The 17,769-nt window shown below is 59.1% G+C and carries 17 protein-coding genes; 4 read left to right on the plus strand and 13 right to left on the minus strand.

Annotated elements, in window-relative coordinates:
• Positions 1–14 precede the first annotated feature (14 nt).
• The 8 genes from AB9L16_RS17040 to AB9L16_RS17075 form a co-directional block, all read right to left on the minus strand.
• Positions 15–1,145 carry an SGNH/GDSL hydrolase family protein gene (locus AB9L16_RS17040; RefSeq protein WP_375122441.1) on the minus strand — a complete coding sequence of 377 codons (1,131 nt, stop codon included), beginning with the start codon at positions 1,143–1,145 and terminating at the stop codon, positions 15–17.
• Between the two features lie 105 nt (positions 1,146–1,250).
• Entirely contained in the window at positions 1,251–2,297 is a 1,047-nt protein-coding gene (locus tag AB9L16_RS17045) for an acyltransferase family protein (protein ID WP_375122442.1), read from the minus strand.
• Positions 2,298–2,309: 12 nt separating this feature from the next.
• Positions 2,310–3,413, minus strand: a complete 1,104-nt coding sequence (locus tag AB9L16_RS17050; protein WP_016775461.1) for a hypothetical protein — start codon at positions 3,411–3,413, stop codon at positions 2,310–2,312.
• Entirely contained in the window at positions 3,404–4,636 is a 1,233-nt protein-coding gene (locus AB9L16_RS17055; RefSeq protein WP_375122443.1) for a phosphoribosylaminoimidazole carboxylase, read from the minus strand. Before AB9L16_RS17055 ends, AB9L16_RS17050 begins: the two co-directional genes overlap by 10 nt.
• Complete coding sequence (locus tag AB9L16_RS17060) at positions 4,633–5,745, minus strand: polysaccharide pyruvyl transferase family protein (RefSeq protein WP_041477306.1); 1,113 nt, start codon at positions 5,743–5,745, stop codon at positions 4,633–4,635. Before AB9L16_RS17060 ends, AB9L16_RS17055 begins: the two co-directional genes overlap by 4 nt.
• A gap of 15 nt (positions 5,746–5,760) precedes the next feature.
• A complete protein-coding gene (locus tag AB9L16_RS17065) occupies positions 5,761–6,843 on the minus strand; it encodes a glycosyltransferase (protein WP_122880635.1) in 1,083 nt (360 codons plus the stop codon).
• Between the two features lie 40 nt (positions 6,844–6,883).
• Positions 6,884–9,106, minus strand: coding sequence for a polysaccharide biosynthesis tyrosine autokinase (locus tag AB9L16_RS17070; RefSeq protein ID WP_252882403.1), 2,223 nt, complete (start codon positions 9,104–9,106; stop codon positions 6,884–6,886).
• A 39-nt stretch (positions 9,107–9,145) separates the two neighbouring features.
• A complete protein-coding gene (locus AB9L16_RS17075) occupies positions 9,146–9,586 on the minus strand; it encodes a low molecular weight protein-tyrosine-phosphatase (protein ID WP_073471426.1) in 441 nt (146 codons plus the stop codon).
• A 289-nt stretch (positions 9,587–9,875) separates the two neighbouring features.
• On the opposite strand from AB9L16_RS17075, the gene AB9L16_RS17080 reads away from it, so the two are divergent.
• Together AB9L16_RS17080 and tal are read left to right on the plus strand one after the other, a co-directional pair.
• Positions 9,876–10,832, plus strand: coding sequence for a glycosyl hydrolase family 5 (locus tag AB9L16_RS17080; protein WP_375122444.1), 957 nt, complete (start codon positions 9,876–9,878; stop codon positions 10,830–10,832).
• Between the two features lie 202 nt (positions 10,833–11,034).
• Positions 11,035–11,961, plus strand: coding sequence for a transaldolase (gene tal / locus AB9L16_RS17085; RefSeq protein WP_016775468.1), 927 nt, complete (start codon positions 11,035–11,037; stop codon positions 11,959–11,961).
• A 214-nt stretch (positions 11,962–12,175) separates the two neighbouring features.
• Here the strand turns inward: tal and rssC are convergent, their stop codons facing one another.
• The 3 genes from rssC to AB9L16_RS17100 all read right to left on the minus strand — a co-directional run bounded on the left by rssC (position 12,176) and on the right by AB9L16_RS17100 (position 14,873).
• Positions 12,176–12,658, minus strand: a complete 483-nt coding sequence (rssC, locus tag AB9L16_RS17090) for an anti-sigma factor antagonist RssC (protein ID WP_003226553.1) — start codon at positions 12,656–12,658, stop codon at positions 12,176–12,178.
• Complete coding sequence (rssB, locus tag AB9L16_RS17095) at positions 12,658–13,839, minus strand: two-component system response regulator RssB (protein ID WP_041477317.1); 1,182 nt, start codon at positions 13,837–13,839, stop codon at positions 12,658–12,660. Before rssB ends, rssC begins: the two co-directional genes overlap by 1 nt.
• Before the next feature lie 344 nt (positions 13,840–14,183).
• Positions 14,184–14,873 (minus strand): VacJ family lipoprotein, encoded by a 690-nt coding sequence (locus tag AB9L16_RS17100; RefSeq protein WP_016775470.1) that lies wholly within the window; start codon positions 14,871–14,873, stop codon positions 14,184–14,186.
• A 199-nt stretch (positions 14,874–15,072) separates the two neighbouring features.
• Here AB9L16_RS17100 and AB9L16_RS17105 point away from each other — a divergent pair, with 199 nt between their 5' ends.
• Together AB9L16_RS17105 and AB9L16_RS17110 are read left to right on the plus strand one after the other, a co-directional pair.
• The gene (locus AB9L16_RS17105; protein WP_252868003.1) at positions 15,073–15,693 is read left to right on the plus strand and encodes an HAD family phosphatase; all 621 of its coding nucleotides are present in this window, start codon (positions 15,073–15,075) and stop codon (positions 15,691–15,693) included.
• Between the two features lie 108 nt (positions 15,694–15,801).
• Positions 15,802–16,065, plus strand: coding sequence for a DUF4404 family protein (locus tag AB9L16_RS17110; protein WP_150634832.1), 264 nt, complete (start codon positions 15,802–15,804; stop codon positions 16,063–16,065).
• Between the two features lie 187 nt (positions 16,066–16,252).
• On the opposite strand, the gene queF is transcribed toward AB9L16_RS17110, so the two are convergent.
• Together queF and AB9L16_RS17120 are read right to left on the minus strand one after the other, a co-directional pair.
• Complete coding sequence (queF, locus tag AB9L16_RS17115) at positions 16,253–17,083, minus strand: NADPH-dependent 7-cyano-7-deazaguanine reductase QueF (RefSeq protein WP_095182378.1); 831 nt, start codon at positions 17,081–17,083, stop codon at positions 16,253–16,255.
• A gap of 61 nt (positions 17,084–17,144) precedes the next feature.
• Positions 17,145–17,678 carry a plastocyanin/azurin family copper-binding protein gene (locus AB9L16_RS17120; RefSeq protein WP_056791490.1) on the minus strand — a complete coding sequence of 178 codons (534 nt, stop codon included), beginning with the start codon at positions 17,676–17,678 and terminating at the stop codon, positions 17,145–17,147.
• Positions 17,679–17,769 lie beyond the last annotated feature (91 nt).

Consider the following 17,769-nt stretch of genomic DNA (forward strand, 5'->3'; position numbering starts at 1 on the left):
GAGCGTGGGAACGATCATGGTGGCGAGTCGTCGCAACCGGTACTCGGACCAGTTATCCAGCCATAAAAATAATCGGCAATCACCTTCCCGCCCGTGGCTGGCAATGGATGAATCTTGTCCGGCCCGATCATCGCGCTGGCGTAGCGTTTGACGTCGGGGCCGAACGCGCATTGCAGGTTGGCAAAACCGAGCTGCTGCTCATGCGCCCACGGCTCGAGCACCTGCGCATAGGCCGACATCGGGTAAGCGCTGGAACGCGTGGTGTCCTGACGCATGATCAGGTTGATACTCGCCGCCGGCTGAATCTCACGCAGCATGCTCACCAGGCCCTGAACGTTTTGCAGGTACTGCGCAGGTTTGACGCCGAAGCCCTGATCGTTGCCGCCGAGCATGATCAGGTAAACGTCGGCCGGGATCTTCGACACCACCGCTTTCCACTGCGCCTGCCACTGTCGATCGGCGTGATAGAAATCCGCCGATGCCGCGCCGGAGGCCGCCAGTTTCGACACCCGAATGCCCTTCTCATCATTTGTCATCCAAAGGCCGAACAACGTGGGCGCGCCCTTCACCACTTCCAGTCTGAATGACCAGTCTGCGGCTGATGGAACGCCCGCTAGCGCGACTTCCTGAACACCTGAGCCTGCGAGTTTCAACGGTTGCCAGTCTTGCGCGGGCGACCAGCGATAGCGCAACTCGTCGGACTCGCCATTGCCCAGATACAACAGTTTCGCCTGAGTGACCGTGGTATCGATGCGCGGCGAAGGGCTGGCATCGACTTGCACCCAGGCACCCGGCTTGCCGCTGATCGTGCGACTGTCCGGGCTGGCCTGGCCCAGGTCGGAAACCTTCCAGCCGCCGCCGAAGTATTTGTCGCTGCTGCGGGTGTATTTGAAGTGCGTGCCGCCCAGCGCCGCGCCGTGGTTGAAACCGACGTAACCGGGGCCGGCAAAACCCACCTCGGCGGCCACTCGCTGCACCAGTTTGTTCAGGTAGAAATCCTGCCCGGCGGTGTAGCTGTCGCCGATCACCGAAACCGCCAGCACCTTGCCGGTCTTGCCGTCGCGCCACTGCGCAAAGCGCTGGCGGGCATCGTCTACCGTGATGGCCGAGGTGGCGACTGGTTGAGGGGCGTCTACTGGCATCATTGAATATTTTCCTTTGTCCGGGATGGCCCCTTCGCGAGCAGGCTCGCTCCCACAAAAGACGCAATCCACACAACCTCTGTGGGAGCGAGCCTGCTCGCGAAGCTTTCAGCTGTTCTGCGTCTGCACCACCGGAGCGACAATCACCGGTGCTTTCCTCTTCGCCGCACGCTCGCCAAGGAACAACACCGAAGTGAAATTGAACCGACTGAACACCATCGCCAACAGCACCGGCCCGAGCAATCCACAACTCAGACCACCAGGCACCAGCAAGCTCTCATCCTTCACGCCGAGGCGCCCGAGGACAAACCGCGAGGTCGCTGCGAACAGCACATGGAAAAGGAAAATCGCATAGGAATATCCGCCGAGCCAGGTCAGCGCTTTCGAGCGCATGTCACTCGACAGCAATGCGATACAAGACACGCACCCTACCGTCAAACCAATCACACTGCGACGATCGACAATCAGCTCACGATCGATCGCCGCGACGTACAACAGCGTCAGTGAAATCAACACAAACAGCAGCGGCCCGATCACTTTGAAACGCTGCTTCAAAACATCGACATTTTCCTGCCCAATCATCCCTGCAACAAAAAACGGCAGCAGGTAAATCGCACCGTTGATACCGAACGCATCCAGCGGCAACGGCGGCAGCAGGAACAACACTGCCGCAAACGCAAACAAGCCATACAGCCGCGTCGCTGAACGCAACAGGCCGCGCCACTCCAGCAAGCCGACGAAGATGAAAATGCTGAACACCGCCTGCAGGAACCAGAAGTGGTTGATCGGCACCCAGAACGACAACAACGCGTCGATCACGCCGACGTCCTTGTTCACCCCCGGCCCCACCGCTTGCAGCACCGAGAACGGCACGCCGACGCAGAACAGCGGCACGATCAGCCGCCGCACCTTGCCAGCGAAGAAGGCGGAAAAGTCATTGCCGCGAATCTTGTAGATCGAATAGATGTAGCCGGAGATAAACGTGAACAGCGGCATGCGCACATACACCATCGAGTCGGCGATGACCCGGAACGGCGAGCCGATGTCGATCTTCAAGCCTCCGCCCAGCGGGCCGATGACGTGATAGAGCACCAGCAGCAGGCACGCCAGGCCGCGCAGGGTTTCGATCTCCAGGGATTTTTTCTTGCTCGACATAGAGCACCTGCCTTAAGTGAGAATTCTTGATTCGACCTGCACCGGTTTGTTCGCGCGCAGCATCAAGCCCAGGCCGACGAACAACACCGGCACGACCATCGAGAAGTGTCGGGCAAAGGAGCCGAAGTCCGGCTCGAACAAGCCCTGCACCAACAGAAACGCCAGAGGAATCGCGATCAGTTCCTTGGGTTTGGTCTGGATCGGCGCGCCCTTGTAGTCGGTCGAAGTGATGACTTTGAACAGTAGCAGCGCGGTCATGATCATCAGCGCAACGAAGATCACCTGCCCCGGCCCGGACAGCAGAATCAGCTCAACCGGAAACGACAGGCGGAAGAAAATGATCATCGAGTCCAGTGCCTGGGAAACGAAGTCACTGCCGCTGAGCCACGACACGATGAGCGACTTCGAGCCCTCCTCGCCCGCCGTGCGCAGCTCGTTGTTGCTCGCCCGGATCGACGACACCGGAAAGCCCAGCGCCAGCTGAATGGCCATGGCCACCGCCAGATAAAACAGGAACAGCATCAGAAAGAAGGTGAAGCGCGAGACGTACTTTTTCATCACGCAGACGCCGACCCACGACAGCGAAAACAGAATCCAGTACGGCCGGATCAGCACACCGTAAATCACCGCCGAGAGAAAAAAACCGCCGCGATATTTGCGCGTCAATGCGCTGAGCAGAATGCTCAACACCGCTACCGACACGATGATTTCCTTGGTCAGGTTCTCGAGGAAAAACGAGCGCACGATGCCCCACAGGCACAGGGTGCCGAAGATGGTCAACGGCATGCGCCGGAACACCACTACCGGAATTGCGGTGAGGAAGAAATTGCAGAACATGCCGTAGGCCCAGGCATTGGTCAGGTTGATCCCGGTAGGCCGCAGCAGGAACGCCGAACATTCGTAGGACGAGCGATCCGGTGAGAACGGATTCCAGAAATTGCAGTTGTCGGCACGCGCATATGACGACCACAAGGTCATCGCATCCGGCCCCGGATCACGCGGCACCAGCAACGGCATCGCCACTGACAGAAACAGCCCGGTGAACAGGATCAGAAAGGAAATCGACGAATCAAATTTGCGCCCACGAAACTCGATGCGCGGCAATTTCAGGCCCATGACAGCGCAGCCTTTTTCGCGCCGCTGACACGGGTCAACGCTGCAATCACAGCAAGCTGCACGACGATGGCGAAGACGTTGCCCCACGCCGCGCCATAGATCGAGTAATGCTTGATCAGCACATAGCTGACCGGCACTGAAATCAGCAGACAGAGCGCCGCGCTGGCCAGCGACACCCGGCTGTTTTTCGAAGCAATCAAACCGCCCCAGACAATGTCGCCAATCGCCCGCAAGGCGAAGGAAAAGATCAGCACCGCGAGGAGCGCGTTATCCGGACGCGGCACGCTGGCGGCGACGTAATCGAGCAGCACATTGAAAAACACATAGATCGCCACGGCCACAACGGCGGAGACCGCTAGCGAGCGCATCACCCATTTGTTGACGAACAGTTGCTTGACCGTGAATGCCTGCTGATCGGCCTGGAAACGCTTGGCCAACACCGGAATGCCGACCACCGCCACCACCGCATACGACAACGCCTGCAAAGTGTTCGCCGCCGACCACGCGTACACATATTTACCGAGGCTGGCGTAGGGCTCCAGGTCGATGATCAGAAAGCGCTCGGCGTACTGACTCAGCGCGATCAGACCGGTGCCGAGATAGAACGGCAACCCGGCCTTCCACACCGTCGCGGTGTCCAGCGTCGCTGCTTCGCGGCCCTTGTGCACGTTCACCACGATCAGGTAACCCGCAATGATCACCAGCACGTTGGCGGCGACCCACAGCCACAACACACTGGCGATGCCCGCGACCCAGCCGAGCACCATGCCGCCCACCGCCAACACCGCCCACAGGCCGGTCTTGATGAAGAACAGCAAGGCGCCGGCGGTGGCTTTCTGCGCAGAAAACACGAAGGAATTGATTTCGAACGACAGGTGCTCGGTGAGCAGCACCAGGGTCACGCACAGGATCAGCGTGGCGGTCGCTTCCACCGACTGGAACAGCGAATAGACCAGCACCGTCAGTACCGACAACAACAGCCCGACCGCCAGATACAGCAGCAGAACCTTGTCGACCACCCGCCGCGAGCTGCCGCCGACGCTGATCAAACGGTTGATTTCGGAACTGAAGCCGACGCTGTAGAACTTCGAAGCGATCAGCGAAGCCGCGACCACCACACCGTAAAAACCCAGCGCCTCGTAACCGAGGTAATGGGTGATGGCCAACACCAGCAAGAACTTCGCGCCCAAGGCTCCGCCGCGAAGCAACAGCCGAAATATCATCGAACGACACCCTTGATGATTTCGTCCATGGCCACGGTTTTCGCTTCGATTTCGCGGCAGGTGTCAGTCAGGCGCTTGCCGAAATCCGCCAAGGCATTGGGCGCGTAAACGGTGTTGATGATGGTGTCGACGTCGATGTCGCCGCCGTTGATCACCCAGTCCTCGACGCCCATGTCCTGATAGGCGCCAAAGCCTTTGCGCTCGTAGCTGATGTGATACGCCGGCACGCCGGAGAGCAGCGATTCGATGGCGCCGTGCAGACGCACCGAGATCACCAGATCGGGTTGGTATTTGGCGATGGTTGCCTTCAGCGACAGCAGGTCTTCGTTGATGCCCAGCTCGCGGTAGAACGCGCCGTCATCGTTGCCACGCACCGCGCTCTGTACCGCGCAGACCACTTTGCTTTTGTTCTTCAGACGCTGCAGCAGCAGTTTCAGATTGGCCACGTAAGCGACCTTCTTCTCTTTGCTCCACTCCGGTGGCTTGCGCAGCACCACGCAGACGGTCGCCGGCGAGGCGGCGCAGCGGGTGAATTTCGGTTGCTGAAGAATCTTGCTCGCCAGCGACTGCACGGCCAGATCCGGCGCGCGGTAGACGTTTTCGCAAGCGTCAAAAATCGCCGAGGAACGGTTGTCACGCACGAACACCGCATCGGCGCTGGCGTAGTGTTCGACGATCTTGCTGCTCTCGCCGTGGAATGGGCCGATGCTCTGCGGCAGGTACACCGAAGGCACCTTGCTGAGGATCGCGGTTTCCAATTGCTTGGCATGGCCGAGCTTCAGCTTGATGTGCTCGAAGGCGCTTTTCGAACGCATGTAACCGCCGCCGACACCGACGATCAGATCGGTTTTCTTCAACAGATCGGCGAGCCCGGCGTAGGACTGATTGAGAAACACCGCTTGCTTGACCCGCCCCAGACCCTTGGCCGCCATCACCGGCGCATCGAAACGCGGGTGCGGCAGATAGTTGAACGACTCAGGGTCGGACGCCACGACACTGATCGCGGTGTCGTCACCGAAGTTACGCTGCACCAGAGCAATGGCCAGATCGACGAGCAGACCGTCACCGGAGTTGGACGCACTGTAGCCATGCAAAATCGTTACGTTCATAAGCTTGAGTTCTACTTAATAAGTGGGAGCGTGATACAGGTCGTAGGTCTGGCGGATCATCAACGCGGCGCTGAAACGTTCGCGGACAATGCTCCGGCCTTCGTTGCCGAGGTCGAGCAGGCGCGGCTTCTGGATGATCGTTAAAACGTCGGCCAGCGCCTGGTGATCGCCGGAGGGGAAGACGTAGCCGGACACTTCATTGGTGACCAGTTCCGGCAGTGAAGTGCAGTTGCTGGCGATCACCGGCAGCCCCATGGCCATGCCTTCCAGCGGCACCATGGCAAAGCCTTCCCAGCGACTCGGCACGATCAGCGCATCGGCTTTCTGATACAGCGCCTGCACTTCACTCGGGGTCACCCATGGCAGGTACTCGACCGAATCCATCGGCGGGCACTCGACCGAATCTTCGTTGACCGCACTGCCGACCACGGTGAGTTTCAGGTCGTTGCGGTTGACCTTGGCGTAGGCCTTGAGCAGCACGTCGAAGCCTTTCTGGTAATCCAGGCGCCCGACGAACAGCAGATGAATCGGCTCGGCGCCAGCGGTTTTTGGCGCGTCATCCTTGTGATGAATGCCGTTGTAGATGAGCTTCATGCGCTTGCGCTCGATACCGAAACGCGCGGCTTTATCCAGCTCGTACTGGCTGACGCAAATGATCACGTCGGTGACTTTCTGCAGAACCCGCTCGATCCACGCATAGACCTTCTGCTTGGTCGGCGAGCTTTCCATCAGGAACGAAAACGCATGCGGGCAGTAGACGATTTTCGGCTTGCGCCATGGTCGCAACAGCACACACACAACACGGCCGATCACCCCGGAAAAGGTGCTGTGCAAATGCACCACGTCGGGTTTTTCCTTGAGCAGCACCTGGCTCAGACGCCAGGCGAAACGCAGCAGCGACGGCACGTTGCGGCCACTGCGTGGAAAGGTGCGCACCTGCTGCGGGGCGATGCCGTGCAGCTCCCTGGCCTGATCCTCGGGCACCAGATAGACCAGTTGATAATTCGCTGCGTCGTCTTCTGGGGATGCCGAGATCGTGCGGATCACCGTCGCCACGCCACCTTTGATCGTCTCTGCCACGTGCAGTATTTTTTTCACAACTCACCCACTTCAAACAGGAAAGAACAATCGGCAACCATCAGGATTTGTCGGACGCGTATTCGTAGTTGTAATAGCCAGTGCCGCCGTAATAGCTGGCCGCACGCTTCTCGACGCCGTTGAACACCGCGCCTTTCAACTCGATGCCGTTCTGGGCGAAGCGGCGAATGGTCAGTTCGATCTCTTTGGCCGGGTTCACCCCGAAGCGGGTGACGATCAGGCTGATGCCAGCCTCGCGACCGACGATGGCGGCATCGGTCACTGCCAACAGTGGCGGCGTGTCGATGATCACCAGGTCGTAGCGCTCGCTCAGTTGCGCCAGCAGCTCACGGAAGTTCGCATGCATCAGCAGCTCGGAAGGATTGGGCGGCACCTGCCCCCGGCTGATGAAGTGCAGGTTGTCGACTTCGACCTTGTTGATCGCCTGTTCGAGGGTGCAGCGCTTGACCAGCAGGTCGGACAGACCGTTGCTGATCGGCGTGTTGAGGGTTTTGTGCAGGTGCCCTTTGCGCATGTCGGCATCGATCAGCACCACGCGCTGGCCGCTCAGGGCCATGACCGCCGCAAGGTTGGACGAGACGAAGGTCTTGCCGACCTGCGGGCTCGGCCCGGAAATCATGATGCGGTTGTTGGTCGAATCGAGCCCGGCAAAGTGCAGGCAGGTGCGCAGGCTGCGGATCGATTCGATCGACAGATCGGTCGGGTTGCGCAGCGCCAGCAGGTACGCCGGTTTGTCGACGCCATCGCGGGCGCGGCCCTTTTTGTTGTCCTCTTCTTCCTGCAAGGCGCTGTAGGGAATCGACGCGTAAACCGGCAGGCCCAACTGCTCGATGCCTTCCGGGCCTTCAAGGCCACGGCTGAGGGATTTGCGCAGCAGCACCAGCGCCACGCCGACAAACGCGCCGAGCAATGTCGCGATCAGCACGATCAGTGGTTTCTTCGGTTTGATCGGATTGGTCAGGTCGACATCGGCAGTGTCGATCAAGCGCACATTGCCAACAGCCCCGGCGCGGACGATGTCGAGCTCCTGGGATTTGTTCAGCAACTGCGTGTAGATCTGCGAGGCCACTTCGACGTCGCGGGTCAGGTTGAGCAATTCCTGCTGGGTGGCCGGCAAGTCCTGAACCTTGCCTTCGAGGGATTTCTGCTGCTGGGTCAATTCGCCGATCTGCGTCATCAAGGCGCGATAGGCCGGGTGCTGTTTGGTGAACTTGCGATCGAGCTCGGCCTGCTGCATTTTCAGCTCGGAGATGCGCGTTTCCAGCGCCACCGACTGGCCCAGCACCGACTGGGTTTCCAGCGAGATGTTCACGGTCTTGCCGTGGGTCTGGTAGGCATTCAAGGCGTCGCTGGCCTTGGCCAGATCACGCTTGACCTGGGGCAACTGGCTTTGCAGAAACGCGAGGCTCTGCGCGGCTTCCGCCGAAGTGCGCCGTACGTTCTGTTCGACGTAGAGCGAGGCGATCTTGTTGAGAATCTTCACCGCCTCGGCCGCGTCCGAGCTGGCCAGCGCCAGACGAATGATCCCCGACTCTTTGCCTTGTTCGGAGATATCCAGCGCGTCCTGATAGCCCTGAATGGTCACAATCCGAGGATTGCGCACCACCTGAAAGCGCGTGCCGGGGTTGGCCGAAAAGTGCGCGATCTGCCCTTCCACGCCATCGTTGGCAAACGCTTCGCCGGCCACGCCTTCGGCGAGCAGATTGTCGTTTTCATCGAACAGCTGAAAACGCTGCTGCTCGCCGGCGATCAGGGTGAGTTTCTTGCCGAGCAGGTCTTTCGGCAATTGCAGCCGAGTGAATTCCAGACGTTCGCCGCCCCAGGCATAACTGTTCAAACCGAAACGCGGCGGCGCGACGCTGGTCTCGCTGTCTCCGCGATAACGCCGCGAAAGAAAGCCGCCGATTAACGGGAACGTGTTGGGGGTGACGTCGATATCCAGGCGCAGGTCGTCAACGGTTTTGCCGATCACCGCGCGGGATTTGATGATGCCGATTTCGGTCACCGACGGCGATTGCCCACCGAGCATACTGTTGAGGTCGGAGAAACCGAGCATGTCGTTCTTTTTCGGTTCGACCTGCACCAGCGCGTTCGCCAGGTACACCGGCGTCGCCAGAACCGCATAGGCAACGCCGGTGACCATGAAGGCGCCCGTCAGCGCGCCGATCAGCCACTTCTGGTCGATCAGGCTGCCGAAGATGCCGAGCAGATCAATACTGTCTTGATCTTTGTCGCGGGTGCCGATTACGGACGGTAACTGCATAAGTCTGTTCTTACCATTTACTGTTCTGAAGAAGATTCATCAATGCCCGAGGCGCTTCGCCCATGAACTAACAGCATCTTCAATCAATGCGTGGGCATGAATAAACGCGGCTTTGCCTTGACGATACGGATCATGTATTTCGCGCTCGCTCTGCCATTTACCGAGCAGAAACACTTTGCCTCTGGCGTGCGAGGCAATCTTCAGCACTTGATTGACGTGGGCCTTTTCCATGACCAGGATCAGGTCCGAGTCATTGACGATGTCCGAAGTCAGTTGCCGCGCCTTGAAGGCCTCGGCGCAATGCCCGTGCTCTTCGAGAACCTGCCGCGCCGAGGCTTCCACGCCCTCGCCGACGCGGGCGGACAGGCCGGCTGAGGACACGGTGATGGCGGACTGGCCCAGCGCGTTGCGCAGCAGCAGTTCGGCCGTCGGACTTCGGCATATATTGCCCACGCAGACAACGAGGATCTTTTTGAACAAGTCTTGCTTTCCTGTGTAATATCAAACAGCCAACATGCCGTGAAAGTTAATGAACCCTCTCGACTTTCCTGCACTCAGAAATAGCTTCGCCCTGTTAGTACAGGAACATTAAGTACCACAGCGTTTTAAGCCGCCCCAACCACAATTAGCGGACTAAAAATAACTGTGATTTTCAGTTGCTGTTTTCCTGACAAAAAATAACATTCGCGCACTTAGTGCCATCACCGTTATCGGAAATTGAGTAACGGGATAAATATTCGTAGTTGTCATTCTCTTCAGGAGAGCAGACATGAAAACAGCACAGCGCAATAAACTCGCCGCCCTCGCCCTGATGGCGCTCGGTGCCGCCAGCCAGGTTCACGCCAGTGAGCTGTTCCCCAACCTTCCAGCAAAAACCATCGGCGTGCAGGTGAAAATCCAGAGCTTCACCGCCGCCGATGCCGCGCAAATCAAGGCCGCAGGCTTCAGCTTTGTGCGCTTCGGCGTGTGGAGCGACAGCCTCACCGCCAAGACGTATCAGAAACAGGTCAGTGACGCCTTCGCCGCCGCCGCTTCCGCCGGCCTGCCGGTGCTGCTGACGGTGCGCGCGATCAAGGCATTGCCGGCCACTTCGCCGGAGGAGCTGAACGCCGCCGGCGGTAAGTTCGCCAACACCGTGACCGGGCTGGAAAAAACCTGGAGTTCACAATTGGTGGCGATCGAAATCTGGAACGAGCCGGATCTGGAAACCTATTGGCCGACGCGCAATTTCGACACCACCTTCGTGCCGTTCATGGCCGGCATGTGCAAGGCCTTCGAAGGTCAGCCGCAGACGACGCCACGGGTCGGTTTCGGCTTCGCCCGGCCGCCAAGCGCGGGCTCGGCGTCGACGGTGGCGATGAAAAGTATCGTCAGCGATTACCCCAAGTGCCTGAACGCCGTGTCCTATCACCCTTACGGGATGACAGCCACGCAGATCAGCAACGCACAGACGTTCATCCAGCAGAACTTCAATCTGCCGGGGGTCATCAGTGAATGGGGGGTTTCGGCCCTCGCCTCCAACGGCGGTCCTGAGGGACAAGCGACCAAGATCAACGCGTTTATTACCGACGTTAAACGCCTCAATATTCCCCTGACCTCTATCTATGAATGGCGGAACAGTGATTCGGGCAGCAACGATCGCGAGAAGAACTTCGGCTTTCTCACCTCTGACGGCCAGCCAAAACCGGCGCGGTTATCCGTGGAAGGTGTGTTGAACGCTGAGTAGAGCTCGAGCAACCGGCCTGTTCACAGGTCGGTTGCTTTGAACCTGTGGGCTGTTTTGGCATCGTATTCAGCGACACCGCGCCGCGCCTTTCAAACAATCGTTTTCAGGTTGTTGCCGCAGGGGCCATCGATCCACCAATGCACCCTTGAGTGCCCGTCAGCGCTCGGGTAATGTCTTCAGACCCATAGGATAGAGCACGCCCATGACTTCCAAGCTGGAACAACTCAAACAGTTCACCACCGTGGTTGCCGACACCGGCGACTTCGAAGCGATCGCCCGAGTCAAACCGACCGATGCCACCACCAACCCTTCCCTGCTGCTCAAGGCTTCGGCGATTCACGGTTACGCCGAACTGCTGAACGATTGCGTTCGCGACTGCAAGGGCGATGTCGGCCTGGCCAGCGACCGTTTCGGCGTCGCAGTGGGCAAGGAAATTCTCAACGTGGTTCCGGGCCGCATCTCCACCGAAGTGGATGCGCGCCTGTCCTTCGACCAGGATGCGATCCTCAAGCGTGCGCATCGCCTGATCGAGCTGTACGACAAGGCCGGCGTCGGCCGCGACCGCGTGCTGATCAAGATCGCCTCGACCTGGGAAGGCATCCGCGCCGCCGAGATCCTCGAAAAGGAAGGCATCCAGACCAACCTGACGCTGCTGTTCTCTTTCGCCCAGGCCGCCGCCTGCGCCGACGCCGGGGTGTTCCTGATTTCGCCGTTCGTGGGCCGTATCTACGACTGGTACAAGAAGGCCAACGGCAACGACTACACCGGCGCCGATGATCCGGGCGTGCAGTCGGTGACGCGCATCTACAACTACTACAAGGCCAACGACTACAAGACCGTGGTCATGGGCGCGAGCTTCCGTAACATCAACCAGATCGAGCAACTGGCTGGCTGCGATCGCCTGACGATCAGCCCGGAACTGCTGGAGAAGCTGGCCGCCGATACCGGCAAGCTGGAACGCAAACTGGCGCCGGGCAATGCCGGTGAAGCGCGTCTGAGCCTCAACGAAGCGCAATTCCGCTGGTTGTCCAACGAAGACGCGATGGCCACCGAGAAACTGGCTGAAGGCATCCGTCAGTTCGCCCGCGACCAGGAAAAACTGGAAGCATTGCTGCAGGCCAAGCTGTGATTTGAGTTTGTAGAACGCAAAAAGGGCGAACCTGTGAGGGATCGCCCTTTTTCATTTGCCTGCACTGATAAATGTATCGACCGACCCGACGCCATCGCGGGCAAGCCCGCTCCCACAGGGTATGTGGAGAACCTAAGTTTGAGGTTTCACGCGATCATTGTGGGAGCGGGCTTGCCCGCGATGAGGCCAGCCCAGACACCATCAATTCATGAGGTCAGTGTCTTTCCAGGGCATTGACCAGATCATGAAACGCTTCACGATTGGAATCGTTCAGGCCCATGAGAATCTTGTGCGCTTCCAGCACCTTGATTCGCACCACTTCTTCGGACTGGTCCTGATCCGGCAGATCGTCCAGGCACTCCGGGCACGGCACCGGGTGGTTGACGATGTTGAACACCTGCTCGAAGCCCATCGACTGCAAAAGCCGAGTGATGTCTTCGTGGGTGGTGACAACCGTCGGCAACAGGCCGACCTTCTGCCGCGACAGGATCGACAGTTTGGCCAGCAGGCCCAGGGTGGTGCTGTCGATGCTGCGGGTTTCGGTCAAATCGATCACGATCGCGTTGAAATTCAGCGCGGTGAAGATTTTCTCAATAGTCGCATCCAACGCCGAACACAGGGTCAGGCGAACTTCACCGACGAACTTCAGGACGAAGGTGCCGTCCTGCTCGGCGAACTGGATTCTACCGGTACTCATTAAAGATTCCTGCTCAACACCAACAGGGCGATATCATCCGGCATCTCCCCTAGCGTGGCCAAACCAAACACTTGCCGCAGACCATCCAGGCTGCCGCCCGCTGACTTCACCCGTTCGGGCAAAGCAGCCTCTTTTTCTTTGAGCGTTGCTTCCGGCAAAAGGTCCAGAATGCCATCAGACATCAGCGTCAGGCTGAACGTCGGCGGCAGCTCAAGCACGTGGTCTTCGTAGGTGGCTTCGTTGAAAAGCCCCACCGGCAGACCACGGCCTTCGAGATAACGAACACTGTCAGGCGTGTACAACACAGGCAAAGGCAGATGGCCGCCGATGCTATAGGTCAACAAACCGGTCTCCTCGTCGATGACTCCACCGACCATTGTGACGTGTTTACCCAGCTTACAACTGATCAGCCCCCGGTTGATATGACCGAGCACTTCCGAAGGTTTGAACTCCGGCAAGGTACCGCTGCGTTTTGACTCGAAGAGCAAACGCGTGGTCATGAACTTCAACAGCACGGTGACGAAGGCTGATGACGCGCCATGCCCGGAAACATCCGCCAGATAAAACGCGACCCGGCGCTCGTCAACGCGGAAATAGTCGACAAAATCACCCGACAGGTACAGCGACGGGATGATCTGGTGGGCAAAGTTGAATTCGTCAATGCTCCACGGGCTTTCCGGCAGCATGTTCATCTGCACCTGGCGACCGGCGTTCTGGTCTTCCTGGAGCAGGTTCAGGCTGGCTTCAAGCTCGCGGTTGGCCTTTTCCAGCTTCTCGCTGTAGCGCTGGTTTTCCAGCAGCAGCCGCGCACGATCCAGGGCCCGGCGCACGGAGTGCTCGAGCACAGCCAGATCTTCGAGAGGCTTGATCAGGTAATCCGCCGCGCCCAGGCGCAGGGCCTCGACCGCGTCGTTCATCACCCCGGCACCCGAGACCACGATCACCGGCGTCTCCGGTGAGCGCTCGGTAACCTGACGGATCAGTTCGAGACCGCCCATCTGCGGCATGCGCAGATCGCAGATGACCAGATCGGGCTCGTCTTGCTCGAATACCTGAAGACCCTGTTGACCGTTGCCGGCCTGCAGGACGCTGAAACCACTGTCTTCCAGATAGGCCGCGAGGCTCGCGCGCACTACCTCGTCATCATCGATTATCAGCAGCGTGGCACTGGTTTTTGGCATGTGGGCAAACGGCGCCAGAATTAGGTTGGCGTAGTGAGCGGGGCAACGGCCCTGCGCAGACTACTGGATTCGCTTTCTAGCCTCTCTGTTGCAGCGCTTTCAAGCATTCGCCTGGCGCGCGGTTTTAAACAGAGGTGCCCTTCTAAGGCGCAGACGGTACTCCCATCCGCAGAGCGTTTCAAGCATGCGCCGATTGTCGCTTGACGACTTTGTTTGTCAAATCACCGGGAGTTATAAGAACCGCTCCAACGGTAACCCGATGGAAGGTAGTGGCAGTCGCAGGCAACGCTCTGGCGCGGACAAAAAAGGCGACCCGAGGGTCGCCTTTCTGTCGCCGGTCGAAATCAGAAATCGTCTTCGACCTGACCGTCCTTCACCTTGAACTCGCGGTTCTGCAGGTAAGCGTTGCGGATGAAGGTGTATTTGTCGCCGCTGATCAGCTTCTCGCTCGACAGCAGGCTGGCGCGGGTGTCGACGATGTTCAGGCCGAAGATCGAGTTACGCGTCGGCACGTGGTCGATGTAGCGGTACGCGCCGGTGAAGCTGTCGACATATTTCGACGGTGCGTCACGCAGGGTGCTCGGCCCCATCAGCGGCAGCATAACGTACGGGCCGCTGCCCACGCCCCAGTAACCGAGGGTCTGACCGAAGTCTTCGTCGCTGCGGTTCAAGCCCATCTTGGTGCCGACATCAAAGAAGCCGAGCAGACCGAAGGTGGTGTTGAAGATCAGTCGGGCGGTATCAACGCCCGCCGCAGCCGGTTTGGCCTGGAGAATGTTGTTCGCCAGGTTGGTCACGTCACCGACGTTGCGGAACATATTGTGAATGCCGTCTTCAACGAACTGCGGGGTGATGAACTCATAACCCTGGGCCAGTGGCTTCAGCGCGTAGGTGTCAACGAAGTCGTTGAACTGGAAAATCGGCCGGTTGACGCTTTCCCAAGGGTCTTCTTCGGTGGCCGCCTGGGTGGCGAACGGCGCCAGCAACAGGCTGGCACATACACTTAGCTGAGTGAGCGAAGGGCTCCAGCGCATAGAAAAACTCCTTGGATTCGATACTGGCGCGGTCCTCTCGGCCCGGGCATTAAGGCCGCTAGTATAAGCGTAAACGGCGATTTGGGCAGTGCGCCGCTGCAAGGATATGCAGGAAGTTTCCTACGCAGGCTTTCACCCGCCTGTCATGCAACTGTCACCCCAGCGCCTTAGTCTTGAGCGTTATTTCAGGGACGTTGCCATGACTCACGCCGAAACCTTGCCCGTCGCCGCGCCCGGCCTGACTGCCGTGCTGTTCGGCCTGAGCGGTTGCCTGGTGGATTTCGGTGCCCGCGCCGCGCAAGAGCTCAACTCCCAGCCGGAACATGCCAAAACTACACCGGGCGCACTCGATAGCCTGAAAAGTTTGCAGCGCCAGGGAATTCCCTGCGCGTGGCTCGACGAATTGCCCCCTGCCCTCGCTCAGCCACTGGCCGCGTCGCTGCCGGACTGGATCAAACCGACGCAACATTCAGCAACAATGAATCCGTGGCCAGCGCCCAACGCGTGCTGGCAGGCGTTGATGAGTTTGAACATCGACCGCCTCGACGGTTGCGTGCTGGTCAGTGGTGAGCCGCGCCTGTTACAGGCCGGTCTGAATGCCGGGTTATGGACGATTGGCCTGGCGTCCTGTGGCTCGCTATGCGGCCTGAGCCCGAGCGAGTGGCAGGCGCTCTCGCAAAAGGAACGCGAAAAGTTGCGCGGCAAGGCCACCGTGCAGTTATTCGGCCTGGGTGTGCATTCGGTGATCGATCATCTCGGCGAACTGGACGCCTGCCTCGCCGACATCAGCTTGCGCCGCGCCAAAGGCGAAAAGCCCTGACCGGCGTCATGCAGGTTTACCGAGAGTGGATTAATCTAAAGGTCAGCCATAGACCTTTGGCGCGCGGCTGCGGTCAATGCCAGTGCCTATTGATAAAAGGAAACCACCATGCCCGCCCAAGAACTGCAAAAACAGCTCGATACCCTGCGCGAGCAGCTGGAACACAATCCACCGCTGTCGGAAGCCGAGCGTGATGATCTGCATGCGCTGATGGCGCAGATCGAATCGGAGATCCAGCTGGAAACTGCCACCCAGGACGCGAGCATCGCCGATGGTGTGAACCTGGCAGTGGATCGCTTCGAGCTTGAACATCCGGCTATCGCCAGCACCCTGCGCAACATCGTCAACGCGCTGGGCAGCATGGGCATCTGACGCCCCGCCGCACAAAAAAGCCCTGCCAGCGATGGCAGGGCTTTTTCATTTGCAAAATGTGCATGCAAGCCCTTGAGGGAGCGAGCCTGCTCGCGAAGGCGTCGTGTCAGTCGACATCATCGTTTAATGACACACCGCATTCGCGAGCAGACTCGCTTCCACATTGGATGTCGCACATTCAGGATCTTTATTGACGTACGAGCCGATGATTCGGCAGTTGTACGCTTTCGGTACTGCGATACGGATTGATATCCAGCCCACCCCGGCGAACGTAACGTGCAAACACGGTGAGCTTTTCAGGTTTCAACAACCGCTGCAGATCGAGGAAAATCCGCTCAACGCATTGCTCATGGAAGTCCGAATGCTGGCGGAAGCTGACGATGTACTCCAGCAGGCTGGCGTGATCCAGCGCCGCGCCGCGATATTCCACCACGACGCTGCCCCAGTCCGGCTGGCTGGTCACCGGGCAGTTGGATTTGAGCAGGTGGCTGTGCACGCTCTCCTCGACCACGCGCGAATTGTCGCAACGCAGCAGCTCCGGACGCGGATGCTCATAGTTGCTCACGCTGATATCCAGATCGTCGATGCACACGCCCGGCAACGCCACCACGCCTTCGGCTTCGACGTCCTTCAGACTGCGAACCCGAACGCCCACAGGTTTACCGGCAGCGGCGGACAGATCCTTGACCAGCGTCGCTTGCAATATGGCAACGTCGGCGAACGGCGTCTGGTTCAGCGAGTTGAGGTAGAGCTTGAACGACTTCGATTCGATGATGTTCGGCGAGTCCGCCGGGATGCTGAATTCAGCGATCGCCACCACCGGTTTGCCCGAGGGCAGCAGCCACGACAGCTCGAAGCAGTTCCAGAAATCCACGCCTTTATACGGCAGGGTTTCGGCGGTCAGGCCCAGCTCGGCCCATTTCGCGGTGCGCGGAATCGGGAACAGCAGGGACGGCGTGTACGTGGCGATGTATTCGCTGGATTTGCCCAGCGGCGAATGTTCGGCTGCGGGATGCATGGCGGAAACCTGACTGAAGAATCAGCGGATTCTACCAGCCTTTGCCCGCGCCTTTGAGTGCTTACTGACTGACTGTCAGTTTGCCGACCATGCCCGCCTGATAATGCCCGGGGATATTGCAGGCAAACTCGAGCGCCGTGGCCTTGCTGAAGGTCCAGGTCAACTCGGCGGTTTTACCGGGCTCGACCAGCACGCTGTTGGGGTCGTCATGCTGCATGCCGTGGCCCATCGCCGCGTGATTCATGCCCGCCATGTCGTGGGACATTTCTTTCATGCCTGTCGGCGTTAGCATGCCGCTTTGCTGCATCTGCAACATTTCCTGCTGGTGACTGGCATGCATCGCCGCATCACCGAGGTTGAATTCATGCAGCAACTGGCCTTTATTCACCAGTACAAAGCGAACCGTCTCACCGGCCTTGACCTGTATGGCTTTCGGGTCGAAGTTCATGTCGCCCATGACGATTTCGATACTGCGCGTAGCCTGGCTCGCCGCTGCCGGCTGGCCGAAGGCGAAGGTGTGCGCGGGTGCCGCCCAGGCTGGCGAACTCAATGCCAGCAGACAGGTGGCTATTTTCAGCGAGGTGCGCAAAAACATGGTCGTACTCCAACAAGACAAGGTTCAGCCTGTGGGAAACTCTAACCACCCAGTGCTGGCATCGACCTGACAGGCAGATTACAACTTTGTC

Source organism: Pseudomonas sp. LW8 (assembly GCF_041956865.1).
Classification (GTDB): Bacteria; Pseudomonadota; Gammaproteobacteria; order Pseudomonadales; family Pseudomonadaceae; genus Aquipseudomonas; species Aquipseudomonas siliginis.